At 65.3% G+C, this 20339-nt stretch carries 19 protein-coding genes; 11 read left to right on the top strand and 8 right to left on the bottom strand.

Translation table 11 applies throughout. From position 1 onward, the window contains the following. Window positions 1-9 precede the first annotated feature (9 nt). Genes P7F60_RS09115 through P7F60_RS09125 form a run of 3 tightly spaced genes read left to right on the top strand, consistent with a single transcriptional unit; the run spans window position 10 to window position 3754 of the window. Entirely contained in the window at window positions 10-1863 is a 1854-nt protein-coding gene (locus P7F60_RS09115) for a hypothetical protein (protein WP_277917418.1), read from the top strand. Next, window positions 1860-2453, top strand: coding sequence for an SCO family protein (locus P7F60_RS09120; protein WP_277917419.1), 594 nt, complete (start codon window positions 1860-1862; stop codon window positions 2451-2453). Before P7F60_RS09115 ends, P7F60_RS09120 begins: the two co-directional genes overlap by 4 nt. Then, on the top strand, window positions 2450-3754 hold the full coding sequence (locus P7F60_RS09125) for a hypothetical protein (protein WP_277917420.1): 1305 nt from the start codon (window positions 2450-2452) through the stop codon (window positions 3752-3754). The genes P7F60_RS09120 and P7F60_RS09125 overlap by 4 nt, the downstream gene beginning before the upstream one ends. 33 nt (window positions 3755-3787) lie before the next feature. Here P7F60_RS09125 and P7F60_RS09130 read toward each other — a convergent pair whose 3' ends face one another. Next, the gene (locus P7F60_RS09130) at window positions 3788-5773 is read right to left on the bottom strand and encodes an oleate hydratase (protein ID WP_277917421.1); all 1986 of its coding nucleotides are present in this window, start codon (window positions 5771-5773) and stop codon (window positions 3788-3790) included. Window positions 5774-5877: 104 nt separating this feature from the next. Between P7F60_RS09130 and P7F60_RS09135 the strand changes: the two genes are divergently transcribed. From P7F60_RS09135 to P7F60_RS09170, 8 genes are all read left to right on the top strand, one after another. Further along, the gene (locus P7F60_RS09135) at window positions 5878-6075 is read left to right on the top strand and encodes a hypothetical protein (protein WP_277917422.1); all 198 of its coding nucleotides are present in this window, start codon (window positions 5878-5880) and stop codon (window positions 6073-6075) included. Between the two features lie 139 nt (window positions 6076-6214). Next, window positions 6215-7072 (top strand): amino acid ABC transporter permease, encoded by an 858-nt coding sequence (locus tag P7F60_RS09140; RefSeq protein WP_277917423.1) that lies wholly within the window; start codon window positions 6215-6217, stop codon window positions 7070-7072. Continuing rightward, window positions 7069-7833 (top strand): amino acid ABC transporter ATP-binding protein, encoded by a 765-nt coding sequence (locus P7F60_RS09145; protein WP_277917424.1) that lies wholly within the window; start codon window positions 7069-7071, stop codon window positions 7831-7833. Before P7F60_RS09140 ends, P7F60_RS09145 begins: the two co-directional genes overlap by 4 nt. A 31-nt stretch (window positions 7834-7864) precedes the next feature. Next, complete coding sequence (locus P7F60_RS09150) at window positions 7865-8722, top strand: ABC transporter substrate-binding protein (RefSeq protein ID WP_277917425.1); 858 nt, start codon at window positions 7865-7867, stop codon at window positions 8720-8722. Window positions 8723-8743: 21 nt separating this feature from the next. Next, entirely contained in the window at window positions 8744-9526 is a 783-nt protein-coding gene (locus P7F60_RS09155) for a GntR family transcriptional regulator (RefSeq protein ID WP_277917426.1), read from the top strand. A 28-nt stretch (window positions 9527-9554) separates the two neighbouring features. Beyond that, complete coding sequence (locus tag P7F60_RS09160) at window positions 9555-10295, top strand: BtpA/SgcQ family protein (RefSeq protein WP_277917427.1); 741 nt, start codon at window positions 9555-9557, stop codon at window positions 10293-10295. Further along, a complete protein-coding gene (locus P7F60_RS09165; RefSeq protein WP_277917428.1) occupies window positions 10292-10792 on the top strand; it encodes an ureidoglycolate lyase in 501 nt (166 codons plus the stop codon). Before P7F60_RS09160 ends, P7F60_RS09165 begins: the two co-directional genes overlap by 4 nt. After that, on the top strand, window positions 10789-11745 hold the full coding sequence (locus P7F60_RS09170) for a carbohydrate kinase family protein (RefSeq protein ID WP_277917429.1): 957 nt from the start codon (window positions 10789-10791) through the stop codon (window positions 11743-11745). The genes P7F60_RS09165 and P7F60_RS09170 overlap by 4 nt, the downstream gene beginning before the upstream one ends. A 35-nt stretch (window positions 11746-11780) precedes the next feature. On the opposite strand, the gene P7F60_RS09175 is transcribed toward P7F60_RS09170, so the two are convergent. From P7F60_RS09175 to P7F60_RS09205, 7 genes are all read right to left on the bottom strand, one after another. Then, on the bottom strand, window positions 11781-12659 hold the full coding sequence (locus tag P7F60_RS09175; protein ID WP_277917430.1) for a 3-keto-5-aminohexanoate cleavage protein: 879 nt from the start codon (window positions 12657-12659) through the stop codon (window positions 11781-11783). Window position 12660: 1 nt separating this feature from the next. Then, on the bottom strand, window positions 12661-13044 hold the full coding sequence (locus P7F60_RS09180; RefSeq protein ID WP_277917431.1) for a RidA family protein: 384 nt from the start codon (window positions 13042-13044) through the stop codon (window positions 12661-12663). 13 nt (window positions 13045-13057) lie between these two features. Next, window positions 13058-14383: an aspartate aminotransferase family protein gene (locus tag P7F60_RS09185; protein ID WP_277917432.1), complete on the bottom strand. Its 1326-nt coding sequence runs from the start codon at window positions 14381-14383 to the stop codon at window positions 13058-13060. Window positions 14384-14396: 13 nt separating this feature from the next. Next, window positions 14397-16436 (bottom strand): FAD-dependent oxidoreductase, encoded by a 2040-nt coding sequence (locus P7F60_RS09190; protein ID WP_277917433.1) that lies wholly within the window; start codon window positions 16434-16436, stop codon window positions 14397-14399. 56 nt (window positions 16437-16492) lie between these two features. After that, on the bottom strand, window positions 16493-17980 hold the full coding sequence (locus tag P7F60_RS09195) for an aldehyde dehydrogenase (RefSeq protein WP_277917434.1): 1488 nt from the start codon (window positions 17978-17980) through the stop codon (window positions 16493-16495). A 188-nt stretch (window positions 17981-18168) separates the two neighbouring features. Further along, window positions 18169-18972 (bottom strand): IclR family transcriptional regulator, encoded by an 804-nt coding sequence (locus P7F60_RS09200; RefSeq protein ID WP_277917435.1) that lies wholly within the window; start codon window positions 18970-18972, stop codon window positions 18169-18171. A 14-nt stretch (window positions 18973-18986) separates the two neighbouring features. Next, a complete protein-coding gene (locus P7F60_RS09205; RefSeq protein WP_277917436.1) occupies window positions 18987-20336 on the bottom strand; it encodes an FAD-binding oxidoreductase in 1350 nt (449 codons plus the stop codon). Window positions 20337-20339 lie beyond the last annotated feature (3 nt).

Here is a 20339-nt window from a genome sequence, read left to right on the forward strand (position 1 = left end):
GCCGCCGCGATGGTGACGGGCGTCTCGAAACAGGGATCGGCGCTGTGGCTTTGCGTTGCCGTCGTGTTGGCGGCAGCCCTGCCGGCAGCAGGCCAGCCGACCGACAGCGGGCTGGCGGTCGAGATGACCATTCGTGATCGCACGGGGCAGGCGCTACGCATGCCGAGAAGCCGGGAGCCATTCCGGCTCGTGCTGAAAATCTCCGATGCCAAGACCGGCCAGCAGCCGGCGGGCTTGAAGCCGGCCGCCTGGATCCGGCCCGTCGCGGCAGAGAATGCCGCCTGCGCGGATACGGCCCGCGCGCTCAGGGCAACGCGCGGCACGCCACGCGGCGTCATCGATCTCAATGGCGAATTGATCGGCGTGCTCAACGACGATGCGAGCTTCGGCGTCGTGGACCGCCGGCTCGACCAGAGCGGCGCAAACATGATCGCCGCCGCGACCTTCGACCGCCGGCCGGACGCCATCGCCTTCGATCCGGCGGGTATGCGCGCGCTTACGGTTTTTACCGCCGAGGGCCGGATCGAGGATGTCGACCTCCTGACGGGAGAACGGCGGCATCTTGCCGAGAACCTTGCCGCGCCGAGCGACGTACGGGCGACGGCCGCCGGAAGCGTCTGGATCGCCGAAACCGGCCGCGATGCCCTCCTCAGGCTGAAACCGGATGGAGTGGTCGACGTACGCCTTGTGCTGCCCGGCGGATCGGGCGCGGCGGAAAACGGGCTGTCTCTGCGCGAGACCGGCCTGCCGGGTCTGCTCGGTGTCTATTCCGGCGACGGCCGGGTCGCCCTCCTCGACGACTGGGCATCCGCCATCGTCTGGAGCGCTTCGGGACCGCCCATCGCCGATTCCCGCTTTATCGGGAGCGGAACCGTCGTCCTGTTGCCGGCCGGCGAGAAGGCGCTCGACATCCGCTATACGGACGATCCGGGCGAACCGTTGCGCATTCCCATCGGCATCGATGCGACGCGCCTTGCGGTCAGCGCGGACGGGCGCCATGCCATCGCCTACAGCCCGGGAAAGCCGATTTTCGTCATCGTCGACCTTGCCACGGCGCGGCTCGTCGAGGCCGGCCACATGCAGGAACGGATGGCGGTGCAGGAGGCGGCGTTCGTCGGCAAAAACCTCTATATCCTCAGCGAGGATGGTGGAGCGGTGGCGATTTTCGAAACCGCGGCGCTCGGGCGCAAGGACCGCCCCGCGCCGCGGATCATCGGCCTTGCCCGCGGCCAGCCGGAGGCCGGCGGCGCCGGCACGCGCATCGCGGCGCTCGACGCATCCCGCGCGCTGGTCGTCGACCGGGGCGGCGGCATGGGGCTCATTCTCCATGACGCCATGGCCATCGGCAACGTGCCGCCGGAAGACTATGTGCGCCTGCGCAGCGGCGTTCCGCTCTCCATCGGCGTCATCGACCGGAGCCTGAGGGAGGCCGCGCCCGGCCGCTTCGAAACCGTCGCGCGCCTCGAGGCCGGCGGTGAACACGAGCTGATCCTCACCACCGGCATCGGCGGCCTCACCACCTGCATCCGCTTCGCGGTTGAAGGCGACGGCGCAGGCGAGGACCGGGTCTTCACCCTGAAGGCATCGCCACGCGACGGGCGCTACCGCGCCGACCGGCCGGAAACGGTCTTCTTCGAATTTCGCGACGGCGACGGCCGGGAGATCGCGGTGCCGCGCGCGCGCCTCCTCGTCTCCAGCCTGCAATCCTCCTGGACGATGCCGGTGGATGCGCAGCGCGACGGGGACAACCGCCTCGCGGCGCAGATCCGTTTTCCCCATCCGGGCATTTTCTCGATCAGCCCGGTCGACATACCGCAGGCATTCGAGCTGCGGGAGCCGGCCCTCGCACAGGTGTCGCCATGAAAAGGATCGCCTCCATCGCCCTCCCCCTTGCCCTCCTTCTCGCTCTCCTGGCGTCGACAGCGATCGTTGCGAGCCGGGTCGCGCCCTCCTCGCAGGTCGCGACGCTGGCGCGGGAGCCGGTGGACCTTCCCGACGTGCGCCTGACCGATCAGCACAGGCATGAGGCGGCGCTGGTCAGCGAGCTTGCGGGTAACGATCTCCTGGTGGTGACATTCAACTACACCAGCTGCCAGTCGATCTGCGGGGTCGGCAATGCGATCATGCAGGAACTCGACAGGACCGTCGCGCCGCGCGTCCGGCGGCCCGTCCGCCTGGTGTCGATAACCATCAATCCGGCGGTCGATACGCCGGACATGCTCGCCGAGGCGGCGCGAGAATGGGCGCCGAGCGCGCGATGGCTCTGGACGACCGGAGCGGCGGGCGATATCGACAAGGTGCTGCGGCAGGCCAATGCCCGAACAGCCGATATCGAGCTGCACGAGCTCGTCTTCATCGTCGGGGATGGAATGCGGAAGGATTTTCGCCGCGTGCCGGTCAACGAGGCGACCGTGTCCGGCATCGCCGCGGCGCTCGATGGATACGGCAGTTGAAGTTTCCCGCTCTCGCCGGCCTGTTGCTGCTGCTCGGGACCGCTCCCGCGGCCGGCCAAGAGAGGCCGGACATCGGCGGCAGCCTGTATAACGGCATCGGCCAATCCACGGCGACGGCCTCGGTCGGTGGCGCGGCGGCGCTTCCGGCGACACGGTTTCCGTGTCGCGCCTGTCACGGGCGCGATGGCGCGGGTGGCCGGGAGGGTGCCGCGCCGCCGATCCGGGGAAGCGATCTGTTTCGCGCCACTCCTGCCCGTCCGGCCTATGACGCCGCCAGCCTGAGAGATGCCCTCGAGCAGGGACGAACGCCGGACGGACGTCTCCTCGCCAGTCTCATGCCGCGCTACGCGATGGACGACCAGACCTTCGCCGGCATTTCCGCCTATCTCGCCCGTCTCGACAGTTTGCAGCGGCGCGGTGTCCATCCGCGCGCGATCACCTTGGCCGTTGCCGTTCCGCCGGACAATGCGGCAACCGCGCGCCGCTATGCAAAGGCGCTCCAGGCGGCATTGGACGAGCTTCTCGGCGGCCAGCCGATCCATGGGCGCAAGATTGCCGTTGCGCTGCTTGCCGGAGACAGCGCGTCGATCCTCGCCGGGACCGAGGATGCGGTCGCCGTCGTCGGCCTGGCGCCGTCGACACGGCTCGATGTCACAGCCTTCACCGATCGGCAGGTTCCCGTCCTCTTCCCCCTGTTTCCGCTTGCCGGAAGCGAGGACACGACGATCGTGCGCGGACTGATGGCGGATCGGCAGGATGCGCTTCGCGCCATCGCCGACCGCCTCGCATCCAATAAGGCGACGGCTGTGACCGTCATCGACGCGCCCGGATGCGGCGATGATGCAGGCAGTTTCGCGGCATGGTTTCCAGGGGCCGGCACCCGCTACACGCTATCGCGCCTGCCGCTCCCCGGAGACCATCCGCGCGACGTGCTCCTGCTGTGTCCGGACCGGCGGATGGCGCGGCGGATCCTTCACGATCTTCCCGCCAGTTCCCGGATCTACGGGCTTGCGGGCGAGCTCCTGTCATCCGCGGAGGCCGGCCGCCATCATCTGGTCCTCGCATCGCCCGAGGCATCCCTTGTTTCTGGGGCGGCGCCTGGACATATCGTGGACGTCCATGCGAGGACCGTCGCACGGCTTCTCGTTTCCGCATTGACGAGCGCCGGCCGAGATCTCGACCGGACGTCCCTCGTGGCCGCCATCGGCACCGTTCGCGATGCCGAAGCGCAACTCGATTATGCGAGCGACGCCCTCAACGGCACGGCCATCGTTTCCTTCATCGAGACGAAGCCGCGCTGAGCAAGGGATCCTTTTCTCCGTGAAAGAAGCCGATCAGCCGTCCTTTCCCCGGGTGGTGAAATTCTCGCGCATTTTTTCCAGCCAGCCTAGCACGCGACCGGCCGCCTGCTCGCCGGCGCCGAGCAGGCCTGACAATTCGCTTTCCACCCGTTCGCGCATGGAGGAGCCTTCCTGCTCGGGAAGAGGCGGCAGGATATGCGCGAAATAGGTCTTGTCGAGCAGGCGGTGCAGCAGGCGCTCGCCCGGAAACGGCTCGTCATTGTTGAGCGCCCGCGCCGCCTTGAGGAGCGTGCGGATATCGTATTGCACGGGGCTGATGTCCGGCACCTGCTTGCGCAGGCCGAGCAGGGTATAGACCCCGACGCGCGCGGTGCGGACAGAGCTGTCCATCGTGAAGATGATATCGTTGGACGTTTCGACGAACTGGCCCAGCAGCGCCAGGTTCGTGCAGCCGGCGGGCACCACATGAGGCCGATCGCCGGCCGCGCGCGGCATGAACATGGCGGTGATGTAGGGCATGAGGGCAAGCCGCGCCTTCGTGTTCGCGACAACGGCCTCGAGCTGGTCCTCGATGCCGAGATGATAGCATAGCTCGGCGATGATCTCGCGTCCGGTGCAGGCGGGCATCGTCTTCCTGACGTAGTTGCCCTCCTTGTCCATCAGCAGCGCATAGACCCAGACGACCAGCACGTCGTCCGGCTGGCCGGGAAAATGCGGCTGGCGATTGCAGGTGACGCTGAGCACCCAGCTCGAATCGGTGAAGGTGATGATGCCGCCGGTCACGGTCTTTCCCGAATAGGGATCATTGACAGACAGCTCCCTCAGCTTTTCCACGAACGGCGAGGGTTTGCATGTGAGGGTGACCGACTCCCACATCGACTTTTCCGTATCGCCATAGAATTTTTCCGGCTTGCCGAAAACCGGGGATTTTTTCGCGAGATTCTTCCACAGCGCCCAGTCGCTGGCCTCGCCCGGCTCGTGCCGGCCGCGCTCGAGCACGGGCGCCGTCTCCATGTCGCCATAGGCGGTGCCTTCGGTCATCGATCCGGTCAGGGCGAAAACCACGTCGTCCGGGCCGACATCGATCACCTCGTCCTTTCCATCGATCCTGGCACGGATCGCGGTTACGGTTCGAGACTCGCCGTCGACCGTCATGTCCAGATCATAGGCGCGTGTGCCGAACCGGACCGTGACGCCCGTCTGCTTCAAGTGCTCCACCAGCGGCCGCACGAAGCTGTCATATTGATTGTATTTGGGAAAGACCAGCGCCGACATGTCCTTGAGCCCGTCGAGCGCGTCGAGGAATCGATGCATGTAGAGCTTCATTTCGAGCAGGCTCTGCCAGTTCTCGAAGGCGAACATCGAGCGCCAGAGATACCAGAAGTTGGTTTCCAGGAAACCGGCGCTGAAATATTGCTCGATGGTGATGTCGTCGAGTTCTTCCTTGCGCTTCAGCAGCAACCGGATGAGCTCCCATTGCTGCGAGCGCGACAGGCCCAAGGTCGAGAAATCGCGGATCTGGCCGCGCTTGTGCATCAGGCGGGCTTTGGAGAAATTCGGGTCGTTGTCGTTGACCAGCCGGTACTCGTCGAGAACGCTGTATCCTTCGGGCAGTTCCAGCGCCTGGACGTCCTGGAACATGTCCCAAAGGTTGTCGTAATTCCAGTTCATCTCGCGGCCGCCGCGAATGATGTAGCCGTCGTCCGGATTGCCCGCCCCGTCGAGCGAGCCGCCCGCGATATCCATCGCGTCGAGAATGGTGATGTCCTGTCCGGCCATGCCGCCGTCGCGGATCATGTAGAAGGCCGCCGCCAGTCCGGCGATTCCGCTGCCGATGATCCACGCCTTGCGCCCTTCGACCTGGTTGCCGGGCACCGGACGGTTGCGCATATAGGCGCCCATCATATCCGGCGGGGGCAAGGTATTTTCCGGGCGATGGTGCCAATAGCCGGCGGTCGTATCGTTTTCGACGCGGAAAGGCGTGTGGCTGTCGATATCGGGGATTTTTGCCTTGGTCATGCAAACTGCCTTTTTATCCAACCCAAGATAGAGAGGCAGAATACACCTTTTCGCAAAGGTAGATAGTTCGTCCTTGTCGCGGCCGCGCCGATGGCGCGGCGTCCATGGCGGGCAACAGCAAGGCCAAGGTCGCGGTGGTGGCTGGCATCTTGATCTCGCCCGCTGGAATATGCGCCGTGCCGGAGAAGAAGTCCGGCCCCTCCGGCATTCTTGTTCTGCCGCTCATCTACCCGACGCGGAACGAACGCTTCCCCTCTTGGGGAGGCGAACCCGAGCGGTTCCTGTTGGCCTTCGGCGTGTAGCAGAATGGCGCTTGACTAACCGGCTGATTATGCCTATCAAGTTGTAGGCCTAACCCTACAATTGGACGCCATGCAACAATCCTCTTCGAAAACACTCGCGACGCTTTCGCCAGCAGACCTTCCCGGTCGGGACGTGACTGTGCGTCGCTTGCGACATCCCGGCCGCTGGATCAGCGGCGGCATCGTTTTGTTGCTGCTCGCCGTCATCGTCCGCGCTTTTGCCGTCGGGCAAATCCAATGGCCTGTGGTCGGCAAGTTTCTGACGGCCGAGGTGATCATTGTCGGCTTCGGCTGGACGTTGCTGATCTCGGCCTGTGCGCTGGCGCTCGGCGTCGCACTGGGGTTCGCCTTCGGCATCATGCGTCTTTCGGAAAACCCGATCCTCCGTTTTGCCGCCTGGCTGTATGTCTGGGTGTTTCGCGGCACGCCGGTGCTGTTGCAGCTTCTCATCTGGTTCAACATCGCGCTGGTCTTCCCGCGGCTCTACATTCCCGGCCTCGTCGATGCGCGCATGGTCGATGTGGTCACGCCCTTCGTCGCCGCCGTGCTCGGACTTGGCGTCAACGAGGGCTCCTATCTCACCGAAGTCGTGCGCGGCGGCATCGGCGCCGTCGACAGGGGGCAGAAGGAGGCGGCGCATACGCTCGGCATGACGCCCGGCCAGACGATGCGCCGCATCATCCTGCCGCAGACGCTGCGGCTCATCCTGCCGGTGCTCGGCAACAGCGCCATCGGCATGCTGAAATTCTCCTCGCTCGCCGCCACCATCGCCATGGGCGAAATGCTGAACGCGGCACAGCGCATCTATTTCATCAACGGCGCCGTCATCGAACTGCTGTTCGTCTGCGCCGTCTGGTATCTCCTCGGCACCACGGTGCTGTCCATCGGCCAATATTATCTCGAACGCCATTTTGGCCGCGACGCCTCCGCTGCCCCGACCGGGCGCGGCTGGTTCGCCGGCTGGTCGCGCCGCCCGGCCGCACCGGAGGAAGCATGAGCCTCGCAGTCAAGGCGGTCGGTATCCGCAAGTCTTTCGGCAGTCACGAAGTCCTGAAGGGCCTCGATCTCGATGTTTCCCACGGCGAGGTGCTGTGCATCCTCGGCCCCTCCGGCAGCGGCAAGAGCACCTTCCTGCGCTGCATCAACCACCTGGAGACGCCGAACGGCGGTTATGTCTGGGTCGACGGTGCGATTATGGGCTACGACTATGCCCGCGGCGCCCTGCAGGAGCTGCCGGTCAAGCGGCTGCGCGCCCAGCAGAGCCAGCTTGGCATGGTGTTCCAGCATTTCAATCTCTTCGCCCACCGCACCGTGCTCGGAAATGTCATCGAGGGGCCGATGGTGGTGCGCGGCCTCAAGCGCTCCGAGGCCGAGGCACGCGCCATGGATCTGCTGGAGCAGGTCGGCATGGCCGGCAAGGCGCAGAGCTATCCGTCGCAGCTTTCCGGCGGCCAGAAGCAGCGCGTGGCGATCGCCCGGGCGTTGGCCATGCAGCCGCGCGTCATGCTGTTCGACGAGCCGACCAGCGCGCTCGACCCGGAACTCGTCGGCGAGGTGCTGGAGGTGATGCGCACGCTGGCGCGCGGCGGGACCACCATGATTGTCGTCACCCATGAGATCGGCTTCGCCCGCGAGGTCGCCGATCGCGTCGTGGTGATGATCGACGGCGAAATCCGCGAGATCGGCGCCCCTGGCGACGTTCTCAGCAATCCTTCCGATCCGCGCGTGCGCTCGTTCCTGAGCCGCGTGCTTGCCTGATCTTTCAAGTCCAACAATGGGAGCACGAAGAATGAAAACAATTCTGCCGATGGTACTGGGGCTTGCCTCCGCCACGTTCATCAGCCTTGCCGGCACGGCCTTTGCCGCCGGTGACGAGAAGCTGGCGGCCGCGCTGCCCGAAGCCGTGCGTTCGGCCGGCAAGCTCAACGTCACCATCAGTCTCGCCTATCCGCCGATGGAATACAACGATGCCGGGTCGACCGACCTCAAGGGTTTCGACATCGACCTCGCCAAGGCGATCGCCGAGCGTCTCGGCCTGACGGCGGAGTTCCAGAACGTCGAATTCCCGCAGCTCATCCCGCAGGTGGTCACCGGCCGTTCCGACCTGATCATGACCGCCTTCTCCGACAAGGTGGAGCGCCAGACGCAGCTCGATTTCATCGACTACTTCAAGACCGGCAATGTCTTCTATTCCAGCATCGACCACAAGGATGAGATCAAGACCGAAGCCGATCTCTGCGGCAAGACGGTCGCCGTCGCCACGGGCACGAGCTGGGTCACCTGGGCGGAAGAGCTTGGCAAATCCATCTGCCCGGCCGACAAGCTGATCACCGTCATCCAGATCCCGACCCAGGCCGAGCACATCATGCAAATCCGCCAGGGTCGCGCCCAGGCTTCCGTCATCGGTCTCGAAGGTCTGCTCGACCTGATGAAGCAGGAACCGGGCAAGTTCTACCAGATCGGCGATATCGGCGAAGTCAACCATTACGGCATCGCCTTCGCCAAGGCGAACGGCCAGCTTCGCGATGCCGTGCACGCCACCCTCGAAGCCCTGAAGGCCGACGGCACTTATGCACAGATCCTCGACCGCTACGGCTTGAAAGAAGCGGGCGTGGAAGCGTTCAAGATAAACGGAGCCACGAAGTAACCAGCCTCGCCGGAGCCGATCTTGACCCAGCCTTCCCCACCAGACGCCGCAAATCCGGGTGACCGCCCGGACGACGGGCTGACGCGCTTTCGCCTCGATGCCTATTCCGGCGAACAGCTCTACCGGCAGCTTTACCGGGCCTTGCGCGCCGCCATCCTCAGCGGCGATTTCTCCGAAGGGGAGGCCATCCCCTCGGAGAACCAGATGCGCGACCAGTTCGGCATCGCCCGCACCACGGTGCGCAATGCGATGGCGCTCCTGGTGTCGGAAGGGCTGGTGCAGCAGGTGCGCGGCCGCGGCACGATCGTCTCGCACCGGCCGATCAGCCACAATATCTGGAACTTCGGCAGCTTTACCGAGCTTGCCCGTCGCCAGGGGCAGCGTCCGGTGACCAAGGTGCTGGAGCACAGGATCGAAAACGGCGAGCTGCTTCTGGTGCGCGCCCGCGGTCTTGCCAATGGCGAGACCATCGCCTGGCTGAACGTCGATACCTCGCAGCTCGATCTCGCCCTCTATCCCGGCATCGAGACTTACGATTTCGCGGCGCAATCGCTCTACGAGGTGTTGCGCCGCGATTACCACCGACATCCGCTGCGTTCGGAACTGCTGCTCACCGTCGTGCCGCCGTCCGAGCGCCTGAGGGAGGTTTTTGGCCCGGCGACGGATGTGCCGGGCTATCTTTGCGCCAGCGGGGATGTGCTCGATGCCGACGACCAATTGGTCGAGCGCACGTCGATCGTCTATTCGCCGGCCGTCCAGATGAAATTCGCAACGCGCTGGGGGCGCGATACCGCGCCCGCCTGAGGGCGGCGCGCCGCAGGAGAAACCGACAATGAACCGTCTCACCGAGACATTCGCCACCGTAAAACCTATCCTCGGCATGCTGCATCTGGCCGGGGACGGCCCGGCGGCAAAGCTTGCCCAGGCAGAACAAGAAGCACGCATCATGGCTGGCGAAGGCGTCGACGGGCTGGTGGTGGAAAACTATTTCGGCGAGGCCGACGATGTCGAGCGCGTCCTGGAGCGGCTGAGCGGCCTCGATCTCGGCGCGCGCCTCGGCGTCAACGTGCTGCGCGACGACGCCCGCGCCTTTGAACTCGCCGGGCGCTATCCCGTCGCCTTCATCCAGATGGATTCCGTCGCCGGCCATCTGGCCCCAGAGGCGGATATCGTCTTCGCGGCCGATCTCGCTGCGCGCCGCGCCGGCGTTGCGGCGCTGCTGCTCGGCGGCGTGCGTTTCAAATACCAGCCGGTGCTGTCCGGCCGGCCGGAAGAGGAGGACGTGCGCATCGGCGCCGCCCGTTGCGACGGACTGGTTGTCACCTCCGACGCCACGGGACAGCCGACCGACATGGAAAAGGTCGCCCGCTTTCGCGCCGCGACCGGCGGTCGCGTGCCGCTGCTGATCGGCGCCGGCCTCACCGAGGCCAATGCCGTCGAACAACTGGCGCAGGCCGATGGCGCCGTCGTCGGAAGCTGGTTCAAACACGACCATAAGGATAGCGGCCGCGTCGAGGCGGCCCATGTCGCCGGGCTGATGCGCGCCGTGCGACTGGCAAGGAGTGCCGCATGAACGCGCTTCTCGCAAGGCCGGTGACAGGAGAGAATTTCGCCCGCTATGGCCGTGTCTCCGATCTCACTGGCGATGCCGATCCGGCTGTCGTCTGGACGCGCGGCGACGGCTGGAGCGACGGTTTCACCCGCACGCCGCTGATCGAGGGCTCCGGCCATCTCGGCATCACCCGCGGCGGCGGCGCGCCCTGGCTCTGCGCGGCGATGGAACGTCATCCGCGCACCGAGGAGGCGATCTTCTGCGCTGCCGAACCCATCGTGCTCGCCGTCGCCCCGTCCGGCGATGTGGAGGCGCCGCTGGCGGGCGAGATCGAGGCTTTCGTCATCGCGCCCGGACAGGCTGTGGTCATGAATCGCGGCGTCTGGCACGATGCCTGCCGCGGCGTTTCCGGCCCGACGCCCTATTACTGGATGGCGATCTGCGGGCTCGGCGAAAGCCCCTGGGTGCCGGTGTCGGGCGGCCCGCGCCTGGTGCGGGTCGAGGGAGCGGCCGCATGACCGCCTTCTTCATCGGCGACGTGGCGCTGGACGAATATTACACTGCCGACCGCTGGCCGGGCCGGGCCGACAAGGGCATGGTGCAGGAATTGCCGGCCGAAATCGGTGGCTCGATCGCCAATGCCGCCGTCGTCCACGCCGCACTCGGCGGCGATACGCAATTCATCTCGCTGCTTAATGACAGCCCGCTATCGCAACGCCTGATCGCCGATCTCGGCGAAAACGGCGTCGGGGCCGATCACATGCTCACCGATCCCACCATCCCGGAATCGCGCAACTTCATCTTCCTCATCGATGGCGAGCATGTGGTGCTGACCGTCGAGATGGGCGAACAGCCGATGTGGCTGGCGCCGCAAACGCTTGCCGCGCTGCGCCGGCCGGGCTTTCTCTACACCACCCTCTACCGCGTCCGCCGCCTGCATGCGCGGACAGACGATGGCGTGCTCAAGCAGGCCGACCTGCTTGCCGACCTGTGCCGCCATGGCCGTCGCGCCATCTTCGATCTCGATGTCGGCGGCTGCACACCCGAGGACATGCCCTATCTCACCGGAGCCGCCGTCGTCATCTTCAACCAGGTCGGTTTCCGTGCCGCCTTCGGCCATGACGATCTCTCCCGTATCGGCGGCTGGATACGGGACCATGACATCGGCTGGGTCGTGCGCACCATGGCAGCGGCGGGCGCCGAGGCCTTCGACGGCGAAACGCAGGAGCAGGCTGCCGGCTACGCCGTGAATGTCGTCGATGTGACCGGCGCCGGGGACACCTTCGGCGGGGCATTGACCTGGTGCCTGACGCAAGGGCATCCCTTCGCGGACGCGTTGGATTTCTCCGTCGCCGCTGCGTCCCGCTCTGTCACGGTCCACGGGCCGCGCGGCGGCAAGGCCGGCGCCGAAATGGTGCTTGCATGGCGAGAGGAAAGACGCTGCCTTCCGGCCGGCCGGATCGAGGGTTAAGCGCGGCGGTCCGGCCGACACATAGCGGACCGAAACTATTGCGGAGCCAGTTTCAACATTTCGCGCGCGGCACCCGCGCTCGCGGGCCGTCCGCCCAGCAGCTTCAGGATATGCACCGCGCGGTCGACGAGTTCGGCATTGCTTTTGACCAGTTCGGTTCTGGAAAGCCGGATCATATCCTCCATTCCCACCCGCACATGGCCGCCGAGAACGAAAGCCTGCGCCAGCATCGGGAACGCCATGCGCCCGATGCCGAAACCGGTCCAAATCGCATCCTTCGGCAGCATCCCGCGTGCGAAAAGCATCGTCTCGGGCGTTGCCGCGAAACCGTATTTCACGCCGAGGACAAGGCTGGCCAGCGGCGGCCCGCGAAACACCCCGGCATCGATGAAATCCCTAAGCAGGTTGATGTCTCCCGTGTCGAACAATTCGAACTCGGGCCGCACGCCGCAATCATAGATGATTTCGGACATCCGTTTTACGTAAGGGGGCGTGTTGATGACGATCTCGGTCCCAAACGTCATGGTGTTGAGGTCGAGCGTGCAGATCTCGGGCTTGAGATCGACGATATGCGCCACGCGCCGCTCGGCGGTAACGAAGTTCGTTCGCGGTCCCGCCACCTTGGGGTCGTCGTCGCCGGGCTGAAACCGCCCGCCGGGGCCGGTCGTCACGTTCAGGATGACCTCGTTGTTCTTCGCCCGGATAAGGCGTACGACCTCCCTGTAATGGTCGAGCTCCATCGAGGGGCGACCGTCGGGATGGCGCACATGCAGGTGCAGGATGGCGGCGCCGGCATCGGCGGCTTCCAACGCCGATGCGGCGATCTGCTCCGGCGTCACCGGAAGATTCGGGTTGTCCTCGGGGCGCGTGAGGCTGCCGGTCACGGCGCAGGTGATGATTGTCGCGGCCTGCATGTCATTCTCCTACGATCGCCGTCGCCGCGATCTCCACCAGCATATCGGGATCGATCAAGGCTCCGGCCTGAAGCAATGTTGTCGCCGGGCGGGCCGATGCGAAGGCGCGCGCATGGGCATTGCCCACCGCCTGCCAGTCCGCCATGTCGCGCAGGAAGACGCGGGTCTCCACGACATCTTCCAGCGAGGCCCCCACCGCGTCAAGAGCTTCGCCGATGCGTTGCAACACCAGTTCGGCCTGTCCCTCGGCATCGCCCTTATGAGACACGCCTGCCGGCCCTCCGGCGGACGTGCCCGAGACGATGACAAGATTGCCGGCGCGAACCGCGCGGGAATAGCCGATCCTGGCCCCCCACTCAGACGCCACTTCGACACGTCGTTTCATCGTTCATCCTCCCTTATCGGTTTTCCTGCTGCGCCAGGCGCTTCAAGGCCCGGTCGAAGGTCTCGGCGATCTCGTCGATATCGGCTTCGGTCATGGCCGTGGAGAACGCCATCAGCCCGTTGCCGCCGATGATGACGCCCTCGTCGAAAAGCATCCGGGCAAGCGCGGCCACGCGCCTCGCGCCCTCGGCGGACGCCACCGTGGAGCGATAGTCGGTGAGCGGGGCGCGTGTCAGATGCACGCGCCGCAGGGAGCCGAGGCCCGTCACCTGCCCGTCGATGCCGTTGCGGTCGAAACATTCCCGGACCCGGTCGTCGAACCGGCTTGCCAATCGCTCCAGCCGCTCGAAATCCGCGGGATCCAGCGCCAGCAGCGCCGCCGCCCCGGCCGCCATCGACATCGGGTTTGCGCTGAACGTGCCGCCATGCGGAAGGGCCGGGGGCCCCTTCGAGGGATCGAAGACCGCCATCACCTCGGCCTTGCCGCCGATGGCGCCAACGGGAAACCCGCCGCCGATGACCTTTCCCAGCGTCGTCAGATCCGGATCGACCGCGAAGCGGCCCTGGGCGCCGTTATAGCCGAGACGGAACGTGATCACCTCGTCCAGGATCAGCAGCGCCCCCAGATCGCGCGTGACCTGCCTCAGCATCCGCAGGAAGGAGTCGCTGGCCGGAACCAGCCCCGCGCGGTTCGGCATGACGTCGACCAGCACGCCGGCGAGCGAGTTGCCGTTCGCCCGCAATATCCGTTCGGCAACCTCGACATTGTTGAACGGGATGACGACGATATCGTCGAGAACGCCCCGGGGCGTGCCCTTCGCCGTTGGGACCGACAGCGGCTCGTCGGCATTTCCCCAGTTGGAAGGGTTGGCGTCCTGGCTTGTTTCGGCGGGATCGTAGGTGCCGTGATAGGCGCCTTCGCATTTGGCGATCTTGGGGCGTTCGGTGAAGGCGCGGGCGGCCTTGATCGCATTCATCACCGCCTCGGTGCCGGAATTCGTGTAGCGCAACCGCTCGACCGAAGGCAGGCGTTCGCACAGGATTTCGGACAGGACGATCTCGCTTTCCGTCGCCATGCCGAAGCTGGTGCCCAACGCCAGTTGCCGGGCGGCGGCGGCGGCGACATCGGGCTGGCCGTATCCATGGATGAGCGCGGTGAAATTGCCGTTGGCATCGATCCGGGCATTGCCGTCGACATCGATGATCCTGCAGCCTTCGCCGCGCGCCGCATAGACCTGGTGAGGCTGTCGAAACACTGTGGTGCGGGTATTGCCGCCCGGCATCACCTTCTGCGCCCGTTCATACAGGCTCGCGGAGACCGGATTCTGGAGATCTCGCATAATTGTTCCCCTTTCAGGCTTGAAGGTCGATGCGCTCGCGGCGGAAGACCGGCGCGGCGTTTTCGAAATCCCGGGCGAAGCGGTGGCCAGAATAGACGGCGGCGAAAATGGCCGCCGGGGCTTCGCAATCCCCGATCCTGCTGACGGCGGGACAGTGCCCGTCGTCGGCCATGCCTGCGGCCAGTTCCCGGAAGAGCGCGTCGTTCGGCAATCTCGCGGTCACCAGCACGAGGGCGTCGGATCGGCGCCGCTCGGCCGCTCCGGTCCTGGCGTCGAGAAACGCGATCTCGTCCTTTTCGCTTCCGGCCAAGGCCTGGTGGGTCGCCATCGCGATCCCCAGCGCGTGGAGCCGTTTGGCGGTGCGCAGGTTTTCGAGGGTGTTGACCGTGAATGCGGAGATATCCGCCGCCGGCGTCACCAGGGTCACGCGGCAACCCGAAAGGGCGAGCTTTTCCGCGATGACGGCGCCCATGTAATAATGATCGTCGTCATAGACGACGACCTCGCCCTGCGGCAGCCGGCCGCGCATGATATCGTCGGGGGTGAAGAGCGGCATCGTCGCGGAGAAGCTTTGGGGGCGATGGGCCGCGCGCCCGACACCATCGGACCGCCATGTGGAACCCGTGGCGAGGACCACATGGTCGGCCCCGAAATCCCTGACATCGGCCGCCGAAAGCGACGAGCCGAGATAGATATCGACATTCGCAAGCTTGTGAAGCTGCGTCACCCGCCAATCGCGAACACGTTGCCATTCGCCGAGGCCGGGAAGCTTTCCCTCCAGGGAGACCCGCCCGCCGAGATAGGTCTCGCCTTCGGCCAGCGTCACCCGATAACCCCGCTGTCCGAGCGCCCTGGCGCATTCGAGGCCGGACGGCCCTGCTCCGATGACGAGGATCGATGCATCGGACGTCTTCGGCGCGATCTTTTCCGGATGCCAGCCGCGGCGCCATTCCTCTCCCATGGTGGGGTTCTGCGTGCAGCGCAGGTTCGTCATGGCGAAGTGGCTGGAGACGCAGATATTGCATCCGATGCATTCGCGGATATCCTCATATCGGCCTTCCTCGATCTTCTTCGGCAGGAAGGGATCGGCGATCGAGGGCCGCGCCGCGCCGATCATGTCGAGGACGCCGCGGCGGATGAGGCCGGCCATCGTGTCCGGCGAGGTAAAGCGCCCGACGCCGACCACGGGCCGGGTCGTCACCGATTTGATCCCGACCATGAAGGGTTCGTGATCGTTTTCGGCGGCGAAGCGCGAAGTGGGCGAATCGTCCGCCCAGGTGCCGACGACCAGATCCCATAGATCCGGCAATTCGGCGAGAAGGCCGATGGCCTCGATGCCCTCGTCCGCGGCGCGCAGCCCTTCCGATCCGAACAACTCGTCGATGATCAACCGGACGCTGACCGCGCAGCCATCGCCGCCGCCTTCGCGCGTCACCTCGATCAGTTCCTTCAGCAGGCGGATGCGGTTCTTCAGCGGGCCGCCATATTCGTCTGTGCGCTGGTTGCGCGGCGATATGAACTGGAAGGCGATGGTCGAGAAATTGGCGTCGACATTGAGGATGTCGAAGCCGGCCTTCCTGGCCCGGACGGCCGCGTCCTTCCACCAGCCGAGAAGCGCCCTGATGTCGGACTTGTCCATGGCGCGCACCTGGACGGGATGATGTCCGCTCACGGGGCGATCCATGGGGCCGAGCGGAACCTCGCGCGTCAGCCGGTTGCCGTTGTAATAGGCGGGATAGGCCAGTTGCACCCCGGCCAGCGCGCCATGCTGGTGGACGGCTTCCACCATCCTGGCGAGCGGGGGAATATCGCCGTCGTCCCACAGCATCTGAAGCACTTCCGGCATGAGGTCGCCGGTCGGATGCACCGAACAGTGCTCCGTGTTGATGACCGCCCAGCCGCCCTCGGCCTTGACGCCGCGCATGGCGGCATGAGCCTGCGGACGCAGGTTGCCCATGCCGTTGCAATGCGGGGTCTGATAGAAACGGTTTCGGGCGGTGACGGGGCCGAGCTTGACCGGCTCGAACAGGATATCGAATCGTGAATCGCGCATGTTGCACCTGGAAATGGCCTCCCGCGGGAGGCCGTTGACAGACAAGGCCGCGCCGTTCAGGCGCGAATCTTGATCCAGGTCGCCTTGAGCTCGGTATATTTGTCGATGGCGTGCAGGGATTTGTCGCGGCCGAAGCCGGACTGCTTGTAGCCGCCGAACGGCATGGTGATGTTGCTTTCGTCGAAATTGTTGACCCAGACGGACCCGGCGCGCAGGCGGCGGGCCGTGGCCAGCGCCGTGTCGATGTTGTCGGTCCAGACGGCGGCGGCAAGGCCGTAGATCGTGTCGTTCGCGATGCGGACGGCCTCCTCGGCATCCTTGAAGGTGATGGTCGAGAGGACGGGGCCGAAGATTTCCTCCTGGGCGATCCGCATCCCGTTGTCGACATTGTCGAACACGGTCGGCTCGACGAAATAGCCGCCCGACTCGGTGCGCACCTGCCGGCCGCCCGATTTCAGCTGCGCGCCTTCCCTGGAGCCGATCTCGATATAGTCGAGCACACGCTCCATCTGGGCCTTGCTGACGATGGCGCCGAGCCGCGTCTCGGCATCGAGGGGATCGCCAGGCTGAAGCGAATTGCCGACGGCGATGACCTTCTCCAGGAATTCATCCTTGATACGGGCGTCGACAAGAAGGCGCGAGCCGGCGTTGCAGACTTCGCCCTGGTTGAAGAAAATGCCGAATGCGGCTGCGCTCGCCGCCTCGTCGAGATTGCCGCAATCGGCCATGACGATGTGCGGCGTCTTGCCGCCGCATTCCAGGGCGATGCGCTTCATGTTGGATTGCGCCGCATAGCTCAGGAACAGCTTGCCGACCTCGGTCGAGCCGGTGAACGTCACGCAGTCGACGTCCATGTGCATTCCGAGCGCCATGCCGGCGGTCTCGCCCAGCCCGGTGACGACGTTGAAAACGCCGTCGGGAATGCCGGCCTCGGCCGCCAGTTCCGCCAGGCGGATCGCCGACAGCGGCGATTGCTCGGCCGGCTTGAGGATCAGGGAATTGCCGGCCGCAAGCGCCGGGCCGATCTTCCAGCAGGCCATCAGCAGCGGGAAGTTCCACGGAACGACCGCGGCGACGACGCCGACCGGCTCGCGCGTGATCATGCCGAGCGCGCCGCTGCCGGTCGGTGCGATCTCGTCGTAAATCTTGTCGATGGCTTCCGCATACCACAGGATCGTGTTGGCCGAACCGGGCACGTCGATGGAACGGGCATCGGAAATGGGCTTGCCCATGTTCAGGGTTTCGAGCAGGGCGAGTTCGTCGGCATGGCTGAGCATCAGCTCTCCGAAGCGCTGCAAGACCTTCTTGCGCTCCGATGGCGAACGGCGCGACCACACGCCGCTCTCAAACGCGCGCCGGGCCGATTTCACCGCGAGATCGACATCGGCGCGATCGCAGGAGGCAACGCTGGCGAGCGTCTTGCCGGTGGCCGGATTGATGGCGTCGAACTGCTTGCCCGAGGCCGCTTCGACAAACTTGCCGCCAATGAAGGATTGCCCGCGCGGCTTGAGGTCGGCGGCAGCCTGCTTCCAGTTTACTGACATGTTCTCTGCTCCCTTATATTCTCAATTATCGAGACTTAATATCATTTATCGATATGAAGTCTCATTGCTCCGCAGGCGTTTGTCAACTGTTTTTCTTCGTCGCGATGGGGATGGGAAAGGCGTGCGCGCGCAAGCGCCCGCCGCGCCGCAGGCGGGGCGGATGCGAACGGAAAGCCTGTCTGGATCGGTCAGTCGGTGAGGGACGGATCGCCCTGCATCTTGCGTTCCAGCATTTTCGAAAGACGCTCCGCCATCTTGCGCACCAGCGCGATATTGCGGTCTTTTGCGGCCTCGAACAGGCTATGCGTGGTGCCCGTGATGCAAAGGCTTTGCTGGACGCGCTGGCCGCCGACGAGAATGGGCGCGGCGATCGCGCCGAAACCCTCGACGTCTTCGTTCACGCAGTAGGCGATACCTGACGACCGGATTTCCTTCAGTTCCGCCTGGAGTTCGCCCACATCCGTCCTGGTGTATGGAGTGAACTTCACCAGCGGGTTGCCGAGCACGCTGGCGATGAAGTCATCCGATTGATGGGCGAGGATGGCCTTCGCCGAGGCCCCCGCATGCAGCGGTATCTCCTGGCCCGGAATGATATAGGCGCGCAACTGGTTGTTCGGAGCGACCATCTCCATGCTTCTCACTGCAAAGCCCGACAGGCGGGCGACGAAACAGGCCTGGCCCGTTTCCGCCGCAAGCTCGTTCAGGGTGGGCAGCGCGGCGGAGACGAACCAGTCGTCGGCGGCGCTGGAGAAGAGGATGCGCGTCAGGCGTTTGCCTATCCGGCAGGTCGCGGCCGGCGGGGCGGTCATCTCGACCAGCCCGACCTCCGCCAGGCTTCTGATCAGGCGATAGGCGGACGCCTTGGGCAATTCCAGCATATCGCCGACAACCGCCGGAGAAACGCCGTTGGGAAAACCCGCGATGATTTCCAGAATTCGGGCGTAACGCTCCAGCGGCTTTTCGGTCACAGCCTTGGCGGTGGATTCATTCATGTGCAGCAACTTGGTTATTCTTTCGCGATTCTACGATCATGCCAGTCGAAGTATCGCATCGCCAGAGGCACGAACCAAGGACGGCCGCGGTAAAATGGGAAAGTCGGAAAGCGGCCCGTGTCGAACACCGATGCCGTGTCGCCCTGCCCCAGGATGCGGTTGGCGATGATCGAGCCGAAGTGGGTGCCGATCGGAATGCCGGCGAAATTATACCCCAGCCCGAAGTGGACATTGCCGTTGCGCCCGATATGCGGCATGAAATCGAAGGTTCCGGCGCAAAAGCCGGTCCAGGCGCGGCTGAGGCGAACGCCCTCCAGGTCGGGAAGAATATCGACCAGCCTGTCGCGCAGCGGAACCGCAAGCGGAATCGCCGAGGCGCTTTTCGTGCCGGTCATGCCGCCGAACAGGATCCGGCTCGAGTCCGGCGCCGGGCGAATGAAGTCGATGTTCATCTTGGTGTCGAGATAGGTGCGCCGCTGAGGCAGAACCTTGTCGATCAGCTCCTCCGGAAGCAGTTCGGTCGCGACGATGAACCCGCTGAAGGGAATGACGCGCCGCGCGTGCCATTTCAGCTCTGCGCCGGTATAGCCGTTCGTCGTGATCACCACATGCCTTGCCGCGATGGCGCCGCGCGATGTGTGGAGGTTATGCCTCGCCCCGCTTTCCTCGATCGCCGTCACATATGTGCGATCATGGAAACGAACCCCGGCATGGACGGCGCGCTCGACGAGGCCCTTGTGGTAGAGGCCGGGATGAATGGATCCGAGGTCGGGAATGACGGCGCCGCCGTGATAGCGATCCGACGCGATCTCGCTTCTGACGTTCTCCGGCTCGATCACCGAATAGTCGAAGCCGAGGCTGCGGCGCGTTTCCTCGAGATCGTCGACGAGGCCACGGAAATGCGATTGCGAATTGGCGCCGATGAAGCGGCCGCAGGTGCGATGATGGCAGTCGATCCCCTCGCGGCCGACGAAGCGTTCCACACCCTTCAAGGCCCGGTCCAGCTCCCGGTAGACCTCGATCGCATGTTTCTGCCCGGAATGGCTGGTCAGCCAGGCAACGGATCGCTTCAGCGTTCGGCCGATGAAGCCGGCATTGCGCCGCGCCGCGCCCTCCCCGATCCGCTGGCTGTCGACCACCACGACATCGAGCCCGGATCGCGCCAGTTCGAGCGCCGCCACGGTGCCGGTAATGCCTGCTCCGACGACGACGACGTCCGCCGCATCGGGAAGCACGGCCGCGCCGTCTTGCGCCGCCTCCGGCATCGCCGCCGTCCACCAGTAGGGTTCCTCGCGAAAATCCGGGGCGAAAACCGCGTCCTGGGACGGCTTCGCAGCGCGCCGGCTATGGGCGGAGACAGTCATGGA

This window comes from Rhizobium sp. YJ-22, from assembly GCF_029601685.1.
In the GTDB taxonomy this organism is placed as follows: Bacteria; Pseudomonadota; Alphaproteobacteria; order Rhizobiales; family Rhizobiaceae; genus Metarhizobium.

Coding starts and splice junctions, on each gene's coding strand:
- P7F60_RS09115 (WP_277917418.1), top strand. CDS start 10: ATGGTGACGGGCGTCTCGAAACAGGGATCGGCGCTGTGGCTTTGCGTT.
- P7F60_RS09135 (WP_277917422.1), top strand. CDS start 5,878: ATGGCGGGCAACAGCAAGGCCAAGGTCGCGGTGGTGGCTGGCATCTTG.
- P7F60_RS09130 (WP_277917421.1), bottom strand. CDS start 5,773: ATGACCAAGGCAAAAATCCCCGATATCGACAGCCACACGCCTTTCCGC.
- P7F60_RS09185 (WP_277917432.1), bottom strand. CDS start 14,383: ATGCGAGATCTCCAGAATCCGGTCTCCGCGAGCCTGTATGAACGGGCG.
- P7F60_RS09160 (WP_277917427.1), top strand. CDS start 9,555: ATGAACCGTCTCACCGAGACATTCGCCACCGTAAAACCTATCCTCGGC.
- P7F60_RS09180 (WP_277917431.1), bottom strand. CDS start 13,044: ATGAAACGACGTGTCGAAGTGGCGTCTGAGTGGGGGGCCAGGATCGGC.
- P7F60_RS09190 (WP_277917433.1), bottom strand. CDS start 16,436: ATGCGCGATTCACGATTCGATATCCTGTTCGAGCCGGTCAAGCTCGGC.
- P7F60_RS09145 (WP_277917424.1), top strand. CDS start 7,069: ATGAGCCTCGCAGTCAAGGCGGTCGGTATCCGCAAGTCTTTCGGCAGT.
- P7F60_RS09205 (WP_277917436.1), bottom strand. CDS start 20,336: ATGACTGTCTCCGCCCATAGCCGGCGCGCTGCGAAGCCGTCCCAGGAC.
- P7F60_RS09120 (WP_277917419.1), top strand. CDS start 1,860: ATGAAAAGGATCGCCTCCATCGCCCTCCCCCTTGCCCTCCTTCTCGCT.
- P7F60_RS09200 (WP_277917435.1), bottom strand. CDS start 18,972: ATGAATGAATCCACCGCCAAGGCTGTGACCGAAAAGCCGCTGGAGCGT.
- P7F60_RS09170 (WP_277917429.1), top strand. CDS start 10,789: ATGACCGCCTTCTTCATCGGCGACGTGGCGCTGGACGAATATTACACT.
- P7F60_RS09195 (WP_277917434.1), bottom strand. CDS start 17,980: ATGTCAGTAAACTGGAAGCAGGCTGCCGCCGACCTCAAGCCGCGCGGG.
- P7F60_RS09165 (WP_277917428.1), top strand. CDS start 10,292: ATGAACGCGCTTCTCGCAAGGCCGGTGACAGGAGAGAATTTCGCCCGC.
- P7F60_RS09175 (WP_277917430.1), bottom strand. CDS start 12,659: ATGCAGGCCGCGACAATCATCACCTGCGCCGTGACCGGCAGCCTCACG.
- P7F60_RS09150 (WP_277917425.1), top strand. CDS start 7,865: ATGAAAACAATTCTGCCGATGGTACTGGGGCTTGCCTCCGCCACGTTC.